This is a genomic window from Vibrio ouci (genome assembly GCF_004551525.1).
Taxonomy (GTDB): domain Bacteria; phylum Pseudomonadota; class Gammaproteobacteria; order Enterobacterales; family Vibrionaceae; genus Vibrio; species Vibrio ouci.
Map to the genome: position 1 here is coordinate 1 of NZ_SATR01000011.1, position 13,572 is coordinate 13,572.

15 protein-coding genes are annotated in these 13,572 nt (G+C 47.3%); 1 reads left to right on the forward strand and 14 read right to left on the reverse strand.

Features of this window, described 5'->3' with window-relative positions; translation table 11 throughout:
• Positions 1-182 precede the first annotated feature (182 nt).
• Both aroC and prmB read right to left on the reverse strand, forming a co-directional pair.
• Positions 183-1,268 (reverse strand): chorismate synthase, encoded by a 1,086-nt coding sequence (gene aroC / locus ELS82_RS08945; RefSeq protein ID WP_134835185.1) that lies wholly within the window; start codon positions 1,266-1,268, stop codon positions 183-185.
• 215 nt (positions 1,269-1,483) lie between these two features.
• Positions 1,484-2,416, reverse strand: a complete 933-nt coding sequence (prmB, locus tag ELS82_RS08950; RefSeq protein WP_134835186.1) for a 50S ribosomal protein L3 N(5)-glutamine methyltransferase — start codon at positions 2,414-2,416, stop codon at positions 1,484-1,486.
• Between the two features lie 62 nt (positions 2,417-2,478).
• On the opposite strand from prmB, the gene smrB reads away from it, so the two are divergent.
• Positions 2,479-3,009: an endonuclease SmrB gene (smrB, locus tag ELS82_RS08955; protein WP_053440462.1), complete on the forward strand. Its 531-nt coding sequence runs from the start codon at positions 2,479-2,481 to the stop codon at positions 3,007-3,009.
• 301 nt (positions 3,010-3,310) lie between these two features.
• On the opposite strand, the gene flhB is transcribed toward smrB, so the two are convergent.
• The 12 genes from flhB to fliH all read right to left on the reverse strand — a co-directional run bounded on the left by flhB (position 3,311) and on the right by fliH (position 13,551).
• On the reverse strand, positions 3,311-4,441 hold the full coding sequence (gene flhB / locus ELS82_RS08960) for a flagellar biosynthesis protein FlhB (protein ID WP_134835187.1): 1,131 nt from the start codon (positions 4,439-4,441) through the stop codon (positions 3,311-3,313).
• A gap of 8 nt (positions 4,442-4,449) precedes the next feature.
• Positions 4,450-5,232 carry a flagellar biosynthetic protein FliR gene (gene fliR / locus ELS82_RS08965; protein WP_134835188.1) on the reverse strand — a complete coding sequence of 261 codons (783 nt, stop codon included), beginning with the start codon at positions 5,230-5,232 and terminating at the stop codon, positions 4,450-4,452.
• 8 nt (positions 5,233-5,240) lie between these two features.
• Positions 5,241-5,510, reverse strand: a complete 270-nt coding sequence (fliQ, locus tag ELS82_RS08970; RefSeq protein WP_004413263.1) for a flagellar biosynthesis protein FliQ — start codon at positions 5,508-5,510, stop codon at positions 5,241-5,243.
• A gap of 13 nt (positions 5,511-5,523) precedes the next feature.
• Entirely contained in the window at positions 5,524-6,402 is an 879-nt protein-coding gene (gene fliP, locus ELS82_RS08975; RefSeq protein WP_134835189.1) for a flagellar type III secretion system pore protein FliP, read from the reverse strand.
• Positions 6,386-6,790 carry a flagellar biosynthetic protein FliO gene (gene fliO, locus ELS82_RS08980; RefSeq protein ID WP_134835190.1) on the reverse strand — a complete coding sequence of 135 codons (405 nt, stop codon included), beginning with the start codon at positions 6,788-6,790 and terminating at the stop codon, positions 6,386-6,388. Before fliO ends, fliP begins: the two co-directional genes overlap by 17 nt.
• 13 nt (positions 6,791-6,803) lie before the next feature.
• Positions 6,804-7,214 (reverse strand): flagellar motor switch protein FliN, encoded by a 411-nt coding sequence (fliN, locus tag ELS82_RS08985; protein ID WP_004413260.1) that lies wholly within the window; start codon positions 7,212-7,214, stop codon positions 6,804-6,806.
• A gap of 21 nt (positions 7,215-7,235) precedes the next feature.
• Complete coding sequence (gene fliM / locus ELS82_RS08990) at positions 7,236-8,285, reverse strand: flagellar motor switch protein FliM (protein WP_134835191.1); 1,050 nt, start codon at positions 8,283-8,285, stop codon at positions 7,236-7,238.
• A 7-nt stretch (positions 8,286-8,292) separates the two neighbouring features.
• A complete protein-coding gene (gene fliL, locus ELS82_RS08995) occupies positions 8,293-8,790 on the reverse strand; it encodes a flagellar basal body-associated protein FliL (protein ID WP_134835192.1) in 498 nt (165 codons plus the stop codon).
• A gap of 35 nt (positions 8,791-8,825) precedes the next feature.
• Positions 8,826-10,847, reverse strand: a complete 2,022-nt coding sequence (locus ELS82_RS09000) for a flagellar hook-length control protein FliK (RefSeq protein ID WP_134835193.1) — start codon at positions 10,845-10,847, stop codon at positions 8,826-8,828.
• Between the two features lie 134 nt (positions 10,848-10,981).
• The gene (gene fliJ / locus ELS82_RS09005) at positions 10,982-11,422 is read right to left on the reverse strand and encodes a flagellar export protein FliJ (protein WP_134835194.1); all 441 of its coding nucleotides are present in this window, start codon (positions 11,420-11,422) and stop codon (positions 10,982-10,984) included.
• 6 nt (positions 11,423-11,428) lie between these two features.
• Entirely contained in the window at positions 11,429-12,751 is a 1,323-nt protein-coding gene (gene fliI, locus ELS82_RS09010) for a flagellar protein export ATPase FliI (protein ID WP_134835195.1), read from the reverse strand.
• Positions 12,751-13,551, reverse strand: coding sequence for a flagellar assembly protein FliH (gene fliH, locus ELS82_RS09015; RefSeq protein ID WP_134835196.1), 801 nt, complete (start codon positions 13,549-13,551; stop codon positions 12,751-12,753). The genes fliI and fliH overlap by 1 nt, the downstream gene beginning before the upstream one ends.
• Positions 13,552-13,572 lie beyond the last annotated feature (21 nt).

The following is a 13,572-nucleotide window of genomic DNA, read 5'->3' on the forward strand; positions in this document are numbered from 1 at the left end:
AATCAAGCTCAAGCAAATGCGAGAAAGCGTCAGCCATTTCATTTTACCAGACAAAAGAAAGGACCGAACGTTTCCACGTTCAGTCCTCTTTGTTCCGGCCAAATATCCGTTTAGGTATAAGCGTTAGCGCTTATCCGAATGGCATTACGACACATGGTCGGGGCTTTTCATTGTGGATTCGATTAAATCTTTGGCGTTTCAGTCGTCACACCATGGTTTTGACCACGATGACGTAGCAAATGGTCAAGTACAACAATCGCCAGCATTGCTTCTGCGATTGGCACCGCTCGAATGCCTACACATGGGTCGTGACGACCTTTAGTAATCAGCTGAGTCGACTCACCGTCACGGGTAATCGTTTCACCCGGAACCGTAATACTCGACGTTGGCTTAAGGGCAATGTTCGCTACGATATCTTGGCCAGTAGAAATACCGCCTAAGATGCCACCAGCGTGGTTACTTGCAAAACCATCTGGCGTTAGCTCGTCACGATGTTGGCTGCCTTTTTGGCTCACCACATCAAAACCATCGCCAATCTCAACTCCTTTCACCGCATTGATGCTCATTAGTGCATGGGCGATATCAGCGTCAAGACGATCAAATACAGGCTCACCTAAACCAACAGGTACGTTAGTCGCAACCACTTGCAGCTTCGCACCGATTGAGTCGCCTTGCTTTTTAAGGTCACGAATCAATTGGTCCAACGCATCGACTTTATCGACATCAGGGCAGAAGAATGGGTTGTTTTCGATCTCATCCCAATCCACTTTATCAATCGCAACATCACCCATTTGAGATAAGTAGGCACGAATCTCAACACCAAACTCTTGCTTAAGGTATTTCTTAGCCACAGAGCCTGCCGCAACACGCATTGCCGTTTCACGCGCTGAAGAACGACCGCCGCCGCGATAATCACGCACACCATATTTCTGGTGATAAGTGTAATCAGCATGACCCGGACGGAATTTATCTTTGATTTCAGAATAATCTTTTGAACGTTGATCGGTGTTTTCGATCAATAGGCCGATTGAAGTACCTGTGGTTTTACCTTCAAAAATACCAGAAAGAATTTTCACTTCATCTGGTTCACGGCGAGCGGTGGTATAACGAGAGGTGCCTGGGCGACGGCGATCTAGGTCAATTTGAATATCCGCTTCTGTGATTTCAAGACCCGGAGGACATCCGTCGATAATACATCCTAGTGCGATACCATGACTTTCCCCGAATGTCGTCACTCGGAAATGTTGTCCGATACTGTTTCCTGCCATTACTTCCTCAAACTTTTATCGCTTAAGCACACCATTTCATGTGTACATTTCGCTTTACACTTTAATTGTTCGTAAATTCATAGTCGCCTTATTGCGGTTTGATGTAAACCCCTAATCACCAACTATTTTGCTTTTTGACCCGCATAAAAAACGCCAAGCCGATTTATCGCTAAATCAAGGCTTGGCGTTTTATTTACTCTACGAGAGCTTCGTAATTAGTCTTTGTAGATAGAAAACTCTGCCGCGTGTTCCAGCATTTGCTCACGAGTCAGCATAAATACGCCGTGACCACCGTTTTCGAACTCAATCCAAGTGAATGGAATGTGCGGGTATTGTTCCATCATGTGAACCATAGAGTTACCCACTTCACAGATAAGGATACCGCTGTCAGTTAAGTAATCGGGTGCATTTGCCAGAATACGGCGAACCAGTTTCAGGCCATCTGTACCTGCCGCTAAACCTAGCTCAGGTTCGTGCGTGAACTCGTCTGGTAGGCTGTTCATGTCTTCTTCGTCCACGTATGGCGGGTTAGACACGATGATGTTGTACTTCTCTTTTGGCAGATCACGGAACAGGTCAGAACGGATAGGGAAAACTTGTTGTTCCATGCCATGGTCTTGAACGTTTTGCTCAGCGACTTGCAGTGCGTCGGTTGAAATATCAATCGCGTCAACTTCAGCGTCAGGGAAAGCGTGCGCACAAGCAATCGCAATACAGCCACTGCCCGTACATAGGTCCATGATGCGTGTTGGCTCTTCCACTAACCAAGGTTGGAATTCTGCTTGAATCAATTCACCAATTGGCGAGCGAGGCACAAGAACACGTTCATCAACAAAGAACTCAAGGCCACAGAACCAAGCTTTGTTGGTTAGGTATGCTGTTGGAGTGCGCTCATTAATACGCTTCACAACACGCTCAACGATACGCATACGCTCGCTCGTAGTTAGGCGTGAATTCAGTACATGTGGAGGCACATCGATTGGTAGGTATAGTGTCGGCAGGATCAGCTGAACCGCTTCATCCCAAGCATTATCAGTACCGTGACCATAAAAAAGGTTCGCGGCATTGAAACGGCTTACCGTCCAACGAATCATATCTTGAAGCGAGTGAAGTTCTGATACTGCTTCTTCTACAAAAATCTTATCCAAAATTGCCTCCGAAAAGCGCTACAATACTGCTAATTGCATTTATACATATTAAATTTAGTCCCATGAGCAAAAAAGACACCGATATGGATGATGACTTCGCCCTTTTTAGGGATGCAGTACAAGGCGTAAAAAAGTTGTCACAGGATACCATAGTCCAGCAACCAAAAAAAAACAGTAAGCAAAAAGAAATTACCCGTACTGCCCGTGAAGCAAGCGATACGGAGTTTTATTTCTCTGATGAGTTCGTACCTCTTCTCAATGAGGAAGGTCCGACTCGTTATGCGCGTGATGATGTCTCAACTTATGAGGTGAAGCGCCTGCGTCGTGGCGTCTATGTTCCGGATGTGTTCTTAGATATGCACGGCATGACCCAGCAAGAGGCTAAACGAGAATTAGGCTCGATGATCGCTTACTGTATTAAGAATGAAATTTCTTGTGCTTGTGTTCAGCACGGGATTGGTAAACACATCCTTAAGCAGAAGGCCCCGCTTTGGTTGGCTCAGCACCCTGATGTGATGGCTTTCCACCAAGCGCCGCTTGAGTTTGGTGGTGATGGTGCCTTATTGGTGTTGCTCTCAATTCCAGAAAAGTAACCGGATCATCGTCAAGAGATTCCCTACTCACTCCTTCGTCGTTCTATGGAATGACAGCTATCAAAAGCCTCGTCATCCTCAAGAGTGAGGTACGAACGAGTTGGGGATCTCTTACAGTAAGTCAAAAACCTTAAAGAATCCCAGCCCGCTCCTTCGTCGTTCTATGGAATGACAACTATCAAAGCCTCGTCATCCTCAAGAGTGAGGTACGAACGAATTGGGGATCTCTTACAACAAGTCAAAAACCTTTATAGATTCCCAACTCACTCCTTTGGCGTTCTATGGAATACTAGAAGTATTCCTACTTCCTTAGATCAGGAGGAATTGGCAACTCAGACGTCTTCAAGTTCGGACGCTGACCGCCTTTCTTACGGTATTGCTTAAGCTGGAACACATACGCCAGAATTTGCGCCACAGCAGTAAATAGGCCATCGGGGATCTCTTGCTCAAGCTCGGTTGAGTGATACAAAGCACGAGCCAAAGGTGGCGCGGGGATGACGTAAATATCATGTTCGCGAGCAACTTCCCTAATTTTCAGCGCCATATGGTCAGTACCTTTGGCCACCACAATCGGCGCTTTATCAGTATCTTGCTTATAGCGCAGTGCGACAGAGAAGTGCTCCGGGTTGGTAACGATAACATCGGCTTGCGGCACTTCTGCCATCATTCGGCGCTGAGCAGCTTCACGCTGAAGCATACGAATACGGCCTTTCACTTCCGGCTTACCTTCCGTTTCTTTGTATTCGTCTTTGACCTCTTGTTTGGTCATTTTTAATTGGTCTGCGTGTTGCCAAATTTGGAAAGGGATATCAATCGCAGCCACAATCAACAGCGTACAGCTGATCAACAGAATGAAGTTGAGCAAAATATCCAGCGCATGGAAGATGTTCTGCGGATAGACATCCATACTGAGTTGAAACAAATCTTCTCGCGCCGCACTTATCAGATAAAAGGCCATGCCAGAGACCAGAGCCACTTTCAAAATTGATTTGATTAGCTCAACCCAACTCTGCATCCCTACCATACGTTTTAGGCCACTGAGTGGGTTCATCTTAGAGGCTTTCGGCATCGCCGCTTCTACAGAAAAACTGACACCACCAACCCCTGCTGCGCCTACCACTGCGGCAACGAACAGCGTGACAAGAATCAGCAACAAAGGAAGGATCAAACTGCCCATGGAGCCAACGACGATATCAAACAGCTTCACATGATCGAATATTTCTTCACGAGATAGGGAGAATAGCCGTCCCATTACGGTAAATAACGCGCGCGCGAGACTCTCACCGAACCACATCAGTGCGATTGAGCCTACTACCAGTACAGAAACCGACGCTAACTCTTTTGACCTTGCAACCTGCCCTTTTTCTCGAGCCTGTTGCAAGCGTCTGGGCGTGGCGTCTTCTGTGCGTTCTTGACCGTCTGACTCTGCCATTCAGCCTCCTAACAATCTAGCCTAATAAATTGGCAAATTTGCTGTTCGCCCTGTACCCAGAATAGTTCATAGTGATTGTATAAACCGGCGACAAGGTACCAACAGATCAATAGACCAACCATCAAGGCAAACGCGAAACCCAGTGAGAAAATGTTTAGCTGCGGCGCCGCACGAGTCATAACACCAAAGGAAAGGTTGATAGTCAGCAGCGCGATAATGCCTGACAGTGACATACTCAACGCAACTTTAAACATGATGCCTAGCCACAACGCTAGCTCTCTAAAATCAACCGTCGTGAGTGAACCTGTACCAATTGGCAGCGATTTAAAGCTCATTACTACCAGCATGATCATTTTCAAGTGACCATCGGTCGTCAAAAAGAACAGCGTTGAGAGGAACATAAATAGCTGACCAAGCAAGGGCGTATTCTGCCCGTTCGCCGGGTCAACCATTGAGGCGAAACCTAAGCTCGACTGCATACCTAGAATTTGACCCAAGATAACAAAGGTTTGGATCATAAATTGAGTCACAGTGCCCATCGCGACACCGATAATAATTTGCTCAAGCAAGGTCATAAACCCAGCAAAAGAGAGCAATTCAATCGTATCAGGGACCGCTGGGATAGCGGGCATCACAGCAAAGGTGATCGCCAAGCCCAAATAGAGACGAACACGAGTAGAGACAAAACGAGCCCCTGTTACCGACATCACCATCAGCATTGCCGCAATACGGGTATAAGGCCAAAAATAATTGGCTATCCAGTCTAGTATTAGCGTCGCCGGATATTCCATAACGAACCCTAGTAAAGGACCTGAGGCAGGCGCTCAATCATGCTAAAGAAAAACTCCATCAAGATTTGTGTCATCCAGTGAGCAAATAGCATCAGAGCAAGTAATGTCACTATTAGACGTGGCAAGAAACTCAACGTTTGTTCGTTGATTGAGGTCGCCGCTTGGAAGATCGCCACCACTAAACCGATAAGTAAGCTGGGAATAATGATTGCGCACACCATGATGAGAACCATCCATAGTGCATCACGAAACAACTCAACAAACATTTCAGGAGTCATAGATTCTCTCCCGTCACAAGGCGAAACTGCCGGCCAATGTCGACAGTATCAAGTTCCAGCCATCCACCAGCACAAACAGCATCAGTTTAAACGGTAGCGATACAATCATTGGTGAAAGCATCATCATACCCATCGCCATCAATACCGATGCCACCACCAAGTCGATAACTAAGAAAGGCAAGAACAACATAAAGCCAATCTGGAAGGCGGTTTTGAGTTCTGAAGTGATGAAAGCAGGAATCAACACAGCCATGGATACATCTTCAGGCGCTGTCGCTGTCGAGCCTGAAATATTGACGAAGGTTTCTAAATCTTTGACTCGCGTCTGCTTGAGCATGAAATCTTTCATTGGGATCTGCGCGAGGTCAAACGCTTGGCGCGCGGAAATCTGCTCATTAATGTATGGCTGAATCGCATCATCATTAATCTTGTTTAACACCGGAGACATGATAAAGAAGGTCAAGAAGATTGCGATACCGATAATCACCTGATTGGATGGTGTTTGCTGTAGACCCATCGCCTGACGAAGAATCGACATGACCACCACAATACGAGTAAAGGACGTCATCAAGATAACCATCGCAGGCAAGAAGCCCAGCATGGTCATCAGTGCCAAGATTTGCAGGTTTACTGAATAATCTTCACTGCCATCTGGGTTGGTCGTCATGGTGAATGCAGGTACACCGCCACCTCCGCCACCCACTAAGCTACTGGTCGAGATGGTTTTTGCCGCGCCTTGCTCACGCTCCATTGCTGACACAGTGACAGAGCTACCCGGCGCAGCATTGTCAGGTACTGGTGTCGCTAGCTCTTCTTGTGCAAAAGAGAACGCGGAGAACATCAGGATAAAAAGCGTCAGGCAAAGTGACACTATCTTATTGGTTTTTATCATTCTTTCTTAATAGCTGAGTCAATTGATTGGCAAACGGACTTGCAGCCATCTCCTCCTGAGATAAAGGTTTATCCAGTTTTGAGATCAATTGGATGGATTGAGCTGTCACTCCAACCAAAAATTGTTCTTCTCCGGCCTGTACAATCATGATTCGCTCACGGTTGCCCAATGCTATTTGCCTTACAACACTTAATCCCTTTTGATTAACCATTGCAGGCACACGCATTCTATTAAGCAGCCAAGCCAAAAATAAAATGAAGGCAATAACGAACAAGAGCGACCCAAAAGTGGTCGCCCAGTCTAATTGAGTGCCTGGAGCGGCAGCCATTACGGAAGGTGATATCAAAGCTAGAGGAAAAAGTAAGTACTCCTTAACTTTAAACGTCATACTGTACCTTACTTTATCGAAGCTTTTTAATACGCTCTGTTTGACTGATTACGTCTGTGAGACGAATACCAAACTTATCGTTGACGACAACCACTTCCCCGTGTGCAATCAAGGTACCGTTAACCAATACATCGAGAGACTCACCCGCTAAGCGCTCTAGCTCAACGACGGAACCTTGGTTCAGTTGCAATAAGTTACGAATACTGATTTGCGAACGGCCGACTTCCATCGAAATAGTGACCGGAATATCTAGAATGGTATCGAGCTTACGGCGCTCATCTTCTGAAATTGGAGACGAGGTATCTTCTAGCTCATCAAGCTGAGCATTCATCACTTCATCGACATCAATACTTGGTGCACTTGGATCTTCACCTAATGCGGCAGCCCATTCGTCCGCCAGCTTTTGGTCGTCACTCGGTTCCATACCTGTTACCTGTTATTCTCTTTAATCTTCAATTTCGCTATCGTCTTCTTCTAGCTCGGAAATAACATCCTTACCGAGGAAGGCGATATCGGTTTTCACCACATCAGGGCGTTTAATTTTTTCTGAAACTTGTACCGCGAGCATCTCACCAGAACGCCCCATCTTGGTTCTAAACGTTGGCAGTTCTTCAACAAACATGGTGGCGTGCTCTGGCATGGTGATTGGGATAATGTCACCTGGCTGCAGCTCCATTAAGTCACGCAGCGAGATATCTTGCTCTAGCAACTGTACGCGGAAGTTCACCGGTACATCCATGATCTCTTCACGAAGAGCCGTACTCCAACGAACGTCGGTTTCCATCTTATCTGACTGAACACCGGCATCGAGCAGTTCTCGAATCGGTTCAACCATTGAATATGGCATCACCACATGGAAGTCACCGCCGCCTCCGTCCACTTCAATGTGGAATGAACTGACAACAATCACTTCGGTAGGGCTGACGATGTTAGCCATGCTTGGGTTAACTTCAGAGTCTAGATACTCAAACTCAACCCCCATTACCGGAGACCAAGCTTCTTTGTAGTCTTCGAAAACGATCTTCAGTAGTAGCTGAACAATTCGGCGCTCAGTCGGGGTAAATTCACGCCCTTCGATACGCGCATGGAATCGACCATCACCACCAAAGAAGTTTTCTACCAAAATGAAGACCAGTCGCGCTTCCATGGTGATCAACGCAGTACCTTTCAAAGGACGAAAACGTACCATGTTCAAACTAGTTGGAACGTACAAGGTATTTTGGTATTCACCAAACTTCATCATTTGTACGCCGTTGATCGACACTTCTGCTGTTTTACGCAGCATATTAAATAGGCTGATCCGCATATGGCGGGCAAAGCGCTCGTTAATAAGCTCCAAGGTCGGCATTCGACCACGGACAATTCGATCTTGCGATGAAAAATCAAACTCGACGGCACTGGCGTCGGTGGGAGTTACATCCTCTTCCACCTCATCGACATCGTCGACACCATGTAAGAGTGCATCAATTTCATCTTGGCTTAATAAATCGGTCACTTAGCACCTATTGCATTACAAAATCGGTAAACAGTACACGTTCAATAACAGGCTGACCTACCGCACGATTTAAGCTTGCTTTAATATCGTCGGTCGCTTTATCGCGCAATTCAACGCGCCCATTGACAGTTCTTAGCTGATCAACCGTCGCTGAAGCGAACGTACTAAGCAGCGAACTTTCAATCAATGGAGAATGGTAACGGGCAAGGTTTTCATTTTCCGTACCACGAACCATGAGCTGTACTTTGATCTGCACCAAGCGATCTTTCTTATCGCCAGTGACATTAAACAAAAACGGTTGAGCAATATTAACATAGGCTACCGGATCGGTCGGAGTAACCACTTCTTGCTGCGCTGCTTGTTGTGTTTCGGCAGCGTCATCAGAGCCCATCAAGAAAAAGGCAGCACCACCACCGCCAACTAACAAGACAACAACGGCAATAATGATGATCAGTAACTTGCTCTTCCCTTTCGGCGCTTCTGGTTCGATTTCTTCGACGGCCATAACTTAACGTTCTCTATTTATTTGTTTTTTACAGTTTAAGCGTAATAGCTAATTCCATCACGCTTTGCAGCGACATTCAAATCAAGATTGATGTCTGCTTCAAGGTTTTCTTCACCAGAAACACCCTGATTGCTGTTACCTTGACCATTTTGTCCCTGTCCGGCGTTAGCGTAACCTCTTTGTTGCTGCCCTGCCTGTTGCTGAACAGAACTATCATTCAATTGTACACCTTGCTGCGCCAGCATTTCGCGTAATCTTGGCATCGACTGCTCAATTACGTCACGAGCTTGCTGATTTGCGACGGTAAAGTGGACCGTTGCCGCATCGCCATTCATATTCATGCGAATCTGCATTCGGCCTAACTCTGGTGGATCCAAACGGATATCGATGTTTTTAAGGTTCTTCGACATCATCATCTGAACACGCTCGGCAACCTGTTCGCTTGCCATCTCACGACTAAGCTGCAGCGGCGCTTGAGCTGCGATTTGTTCCGCTCGAGCTTGACCTAATGATTGCGTGCCTTGTGCACCTGCAGCCTGAGATAACTGCTGAGCGAAGCCACTTTCTTGGCTAGCTTGCTGGCCTTCACCGTTTTTGGCTAACTGGCCAATAGTACCGGCAGCTTTCGCCCCCATTGCCGCTTTAAGTAGTGCTTGATCTTGGCTGATGGCAACGTTTGGTGCCGCCGCTAACTGCTGCATTTGCATCGCGGCTAAGTCAGCTGGCATTGTTGCGGCAGCGTGTTGTACCGATTGTGATTGCAATGCCACCTGTGCAGCTTGTGCCTGCTGCTGACTAAGAGCTTGCTGAACTGACTGCGCTACGGCGGCTTGCTGAGCTTTAGGAGCAACATCATGTTTCAGTGTCACTTCATCACTCACAGGTACGTCAGAGGATGTCGCCCAAGGAATCGCTGCTGCAGCGGCAACTGGGGCAGCTGATGCCATAGTTGGGTCCACTTCACCATCGATTGTAGAAATGGATGCCGATTGAGTTTGACTAAGCTTAGTTGAGTCATCAAGGCTCGCTTTTGTTTGCACTGGCGCTTTAGCTGTTTGAGTCGCACTTGCCGCAACCGCCGCCGTCACACCAGCAGCAACCACTGGTTCAGCGACGTCTTCAGGTGATACCGATACCTGAGTAACTGCGGCATTTTCAGGTTTCAGCGTATCCGCCTCTATATTCTTCACCGACTGCTCTGCATCAGCTTTAACTTTGACTTGCCCTGCCTCAGTTGCAACTTCTGCATCCGCTTGGCTCACCGCTACTGCTGCCGCTGCTGAACTAGGCAACGGCGCTTGAGATTCAGACTCTTTAAACTGCTCGGCCTTCGGCGCTTGCTGCTGAATGAAAGGAGCAACGGCAGCAGGTACTGCAACTTCTTCACCATCAGCATTAACCACTGTTTGAGTGGCACTCTGTGCTTTTTCGGCCACAACAGGCTGACGCTCAGTGTCCACTTGCACTTTTTCTGCGGTTTTCAGATCTTTTACATCAACCTCTTCCGCTGCAACCACTTTAGCGGCTGGCTTGGCACTTTCACCTGATGCGCCTTCAACTGTCGCTTGTGGATTTTCTTGAGGCAACTCTTTGCCGTCTTTTGGCTTTAAGGCATTGTTTGATTCATTGAGTCGCTGCAATACTTGATCATTTTCCGAGACAATCTTACTGGCAGATTCGGCAGGCGCTGCTTTCGGCTCTTGCTCGGCTGTTTTCTGCGTCGCTACCGTTACCTCAGACTCACCTTCACTCTTGGTTGAAGCTTGCTGAGCAGAATCATCATCGGCAGCGAGTAACTCATCGGTACTTTGTGATTCTGTCTTGGCGACTTTCGTTTCACTGACTTCACCTTCAGCTGAAACTTCGCTATCACCTTCATTTTGTACAGATTTTACACTTTCTGTATCGCCTTCAGCTTTCCCTTCGCCTTTTATCAAAGCAGCGAGTTTGGAAAAGAAGCCTCCTGATTCAGATGCTTCTGACGCGCCCTCTTCTCCAGAGGCAACACTCTTGGCCGCTTTTGGGCTTTCTGATACCGATGATAGATTGATATTCATAGAATGACTCACTCACTGTCGCTTAAGGGGATAACCTCAAGAGCAAAAATGCCGATATTGATTGCATACAAACTAGTTATTGCACTGCAAAAAGTGAGCCAAGTTAAGATGCGGGTTAAGAATCACTGGCAGAGTTAATTAGATAGACGTCGTGAGAATTGAAGTGTCGAGAACTCATCCATTTGCTTTTGCTCTCGCTGCTGCTCTAGTCGTTGTTTCTCGGTCTGTTTTTTCTCAATCAACCATTCATATGAACGGCGCTGCTTGCGACTTTCCAACCAGTTTTGCTCACAGCCTTCAACTTGACTCTTGAAGTGAGCTTCTGCTTGTTTCTGTTTCGCCAGCGTCTCATCTAACGTCGTTAAAAAGCGATTGAGGTGTGAATACTGACTCGCACTTAACCCCTGCTGACCACGATCAACAAGCTGCTGACAGTAATCTAGGCGATACTTCTCGATCTGTTCGAGCTGTTGGTAGTAACCATCAAGTTCAACACGAGCTTGATTTAGCGCCATCACAGCTTGGTTTTCACGTTCCTTAACCTGTTCTAACAAAAACTCTAATGCGTTTTCCATCAGCGATTACTCCCCGTGCAATAGGCGGCTTAACATGTTGACGCACATGTCATACGGCACCGTTTCTTTCATCGTCTGCTGCAAGTAAGCATCAAGTTTAGGTTTGATAGTAAACGCGCCATCAATCGCCGGATCAGTTCCGGGTTTGTAGGCACCAATCGACACGAGATCTTGGTTCTTACGGCAAATCGACAGCACTTGGCGAACCGCTTTCGACATCAACACGTGTTCTTCTGTGGTGATCTGCGGCATTACACGACTGACCGACTTTTCGACATCAATCGCAGGATAATGACCAGCGTCGGCCATTTCACGAGAGAGCACCACGTGGCCATCAAGAATCGCACGCGACGCATCCGCTATCGGGTCTTGAAGATCATCACCTTCGGTCAGTACCGTGAAGAAGGCGGTAATCGAGCCCTGATCAGGGCTACCGTTACCTGCTCGTTCAACCAAAGCAGGTAACTTAGCAAATACCGATGGTGGATAACCTTTGGTTGCCGGCGGCTCACCAACAGACAAGGCTATTTCACGTTGAGCTTGAGCAAAACGCGTCAGCGAGTCCATCAGCAATAGTACGTCTAAGCCTTGATCGCGAAAGTACTCAGCAATCGTCAGAGCGGTTTGACAGCCTTTTAATCGCATCAACGGTGAAGAGTCGGCAGGAGCGGCAACAACGACAGAACGCTGACGTCCATCGACACCTAGAATCTCTTCGATAAATTCTTTTACTTCTCGGCCACGCTCACCTATCAGACCAACGACGACAACTTGCGCTGTGGTACCTCGGGTCATCATGCCCAATGTGACCGATTTACCAACACCAGAGCCGGCGAATAGACCGATACGCTGGCCTTTACCAACAGTCAGCAAGCCATTGATCGCTTTGATGCCGACATCAAGTGGTTCAGAAATTGGCTTTCTCGCTAACGGGTTAATTGGGTCGGCGTTAAAAGAGGCGCGTTTTTCGGTATAGATTGGGCCGAGGCCATCAAGCGGGTTACCGACACCATCAATCACTCGACCAAGCAGCTCCATTCCGACAGGTAAACCAACTTCACCCGTCATTGGTGTCACTTTAGCGCCGGGTAAGATGCCTGTGATTTGTTCACTCGGCATAAGAAATAGGCTTTCTCCCGAAAAACCGACCACTTCCGCTTCCATTTCGCCCTGCATAGTTTCGACTTTGCACAAGCTACCAATTGGCGCTCTACAGCCTGTCGCTTCGAGAGTAAGGCCAACCACGCGTACCAATTTGCCAGAAGCAACTGGTCGACAAGTCAGCCCTTGAGATTTGTATTGGGAAAGACGATCAGCGAGCGCGAGCATCAGTCACCACCTTGGTGGCGATTCACTCCACAAAAGCTTTGAATAACGCTGCGAATGCGCTCTTCCATACGGTAGTTAACACTCGACTCACCCGCTTCAATTTGTACGTCTCCGCGGTTAAGTGCTGGCTCTGAGTGTAAGGTCCAGTTTCTGAACTCTAACTCTTCTCGTCCGTATGATGAGCGAATGATTTCAACATCATCAGGGTGCAGTTTTAGGGTGATAGCGTGACCAGAAATCGGCAATGATTCAACCGATTGTTTAATCGTATCTAAGATAACTTGAGGGTTGGTTTGCACTTCAACGTGAACCACTTCTTTCACCAATGCAAGCACCATATCCACCAGTTGCTTTTCCACTTGAGCATTCATCAGCTCAAGAGGCTGTGCAAACTGGTTAGCAAGACCGATAAAGGTTTGGACTTGTTGCTGGATAAACTCTTGCCCAGCTGCAACGCCTTCAATTTTTCCGGACTCAACGCCCTCTTGATGACCTTCTTCAAGTCCTTGCTCTTTACCTTTTTCGTAACCTTGCTTAAAGCCCGCTTCTTGCCCTTGGTGTAAACCTTCCTGATAAGCCTGCTGCTTAATCAGTTCGATCTCTTCTTCGGTCAGCTCCGTCGGTGCTTCTTCTTTGACTGGCTCAGAAATTGGCATCCAGCTAGGGTCATAGTTCATCGCAGTGTCGCGCGCTTTTTTGTGGGTCTGCGCTGTATAATCAGGCATACCCCAACGCTCTGGCTTTTCAACCATTTCGTCACTATCTAAACGTAAAAAACCACGCTTTCGTTCCCCAGACATAGATACCTTTATCTCACTTTA

What these genes read in the sequence shown, in the direction of transcription:
- aroC (WP_134835185.1), bottom strand. Translation starts at nt 1,268, where the DNA reads ATGGCAGGAAACAGTATCGGACAACATTTCCGAGTGACGACATTCGGG.
- smrB (WP_053440462.1), top strand. Translation starts at nt 2,479, where the DNA reads ATGAGCAAAAAAGACACCGATATGGATGATGACTTCGCCCTTTTTAGG.
- flhB (WP_134835187.1), bottom strand. Translation starts at nt 4,441, where the DNA reads ATGGCAGAGTCAGACGGTCAAGAACGCACAGAAGACGCCACGCCCAGA.
- fliR (WP_134835188.1), bottom strand. Translation starts at nt 5,232, where the DNA reads ATGGAATATCCGGCGACGCTAATACTAGACTGGATAGCCAATTATTTT.
- fliQ (WP_004413263.1), bottom strand. Translation starts at nt 5,510, where the DNA reads ATGACTCCTGAAATGTTTGTTGAGTTGTTTCGTGATGCACTATGGATG.
- fliP (WP_134835189.1), bottom strand. Translation starts at nt 6,402, where the DNA reads ATGATAAAAACCAATAAGATAGTGTCACTTTGCCTGACGCTTTTTATC.
- fliO (WP_134835190.1), bottom strand. Translation starts at nt 6,790, where the DNA reads ATGACGTTTAAAGTTAAGGAGTACTTACTTTTTCCTCTAGCTTTGATA.
- fliN (WP_004413260.1), bottom strand. Translation starts at nt 7,214, where the DNA reads ATGGAACCGAGTGACGACCAAAAGCTGGCGGACGAATGGGCTGCCGCA.
- fliL (WP_134835192.1), bottom strand. Translation starts at nt 8,790, where the DNA reads ATGGCCGTCGAAGAAATCGAACCAGAAGCGCCGAAAGGGAAGAGCAAG.
- ELS82_RS09000 (WP_134835193.1), bottom strand. Translation starts at nt 10,847, where the DNA reads ATGAATATCAATCTATCATCGGTATCAGAAAGCCCAAAAGCGGCCAAG.
- fliJ (WP_134835194.1), bottom strand. Translation starts at nt 11,422, where the DNA reads ATGGAAAACGCATTAGAGTTTTTGTTAGAACAGGTTAAGGAACGTGAA.
- fliI (WP_134835195.1), bottom strand. Translation starts at nt 12,751, where the DNA reads ATGCTCGCGCTCGCTGATCGTCTTTCCCAATACAAATCTCAAGGGCTG.
- fliH (WP_134835196.1), bottom strand. Translation starts at nt 13,551, where the DNA reads ATGTCTGGGGAACGAAAGCGTGGTTTTTTACGTTTAGATAGTGACGAA.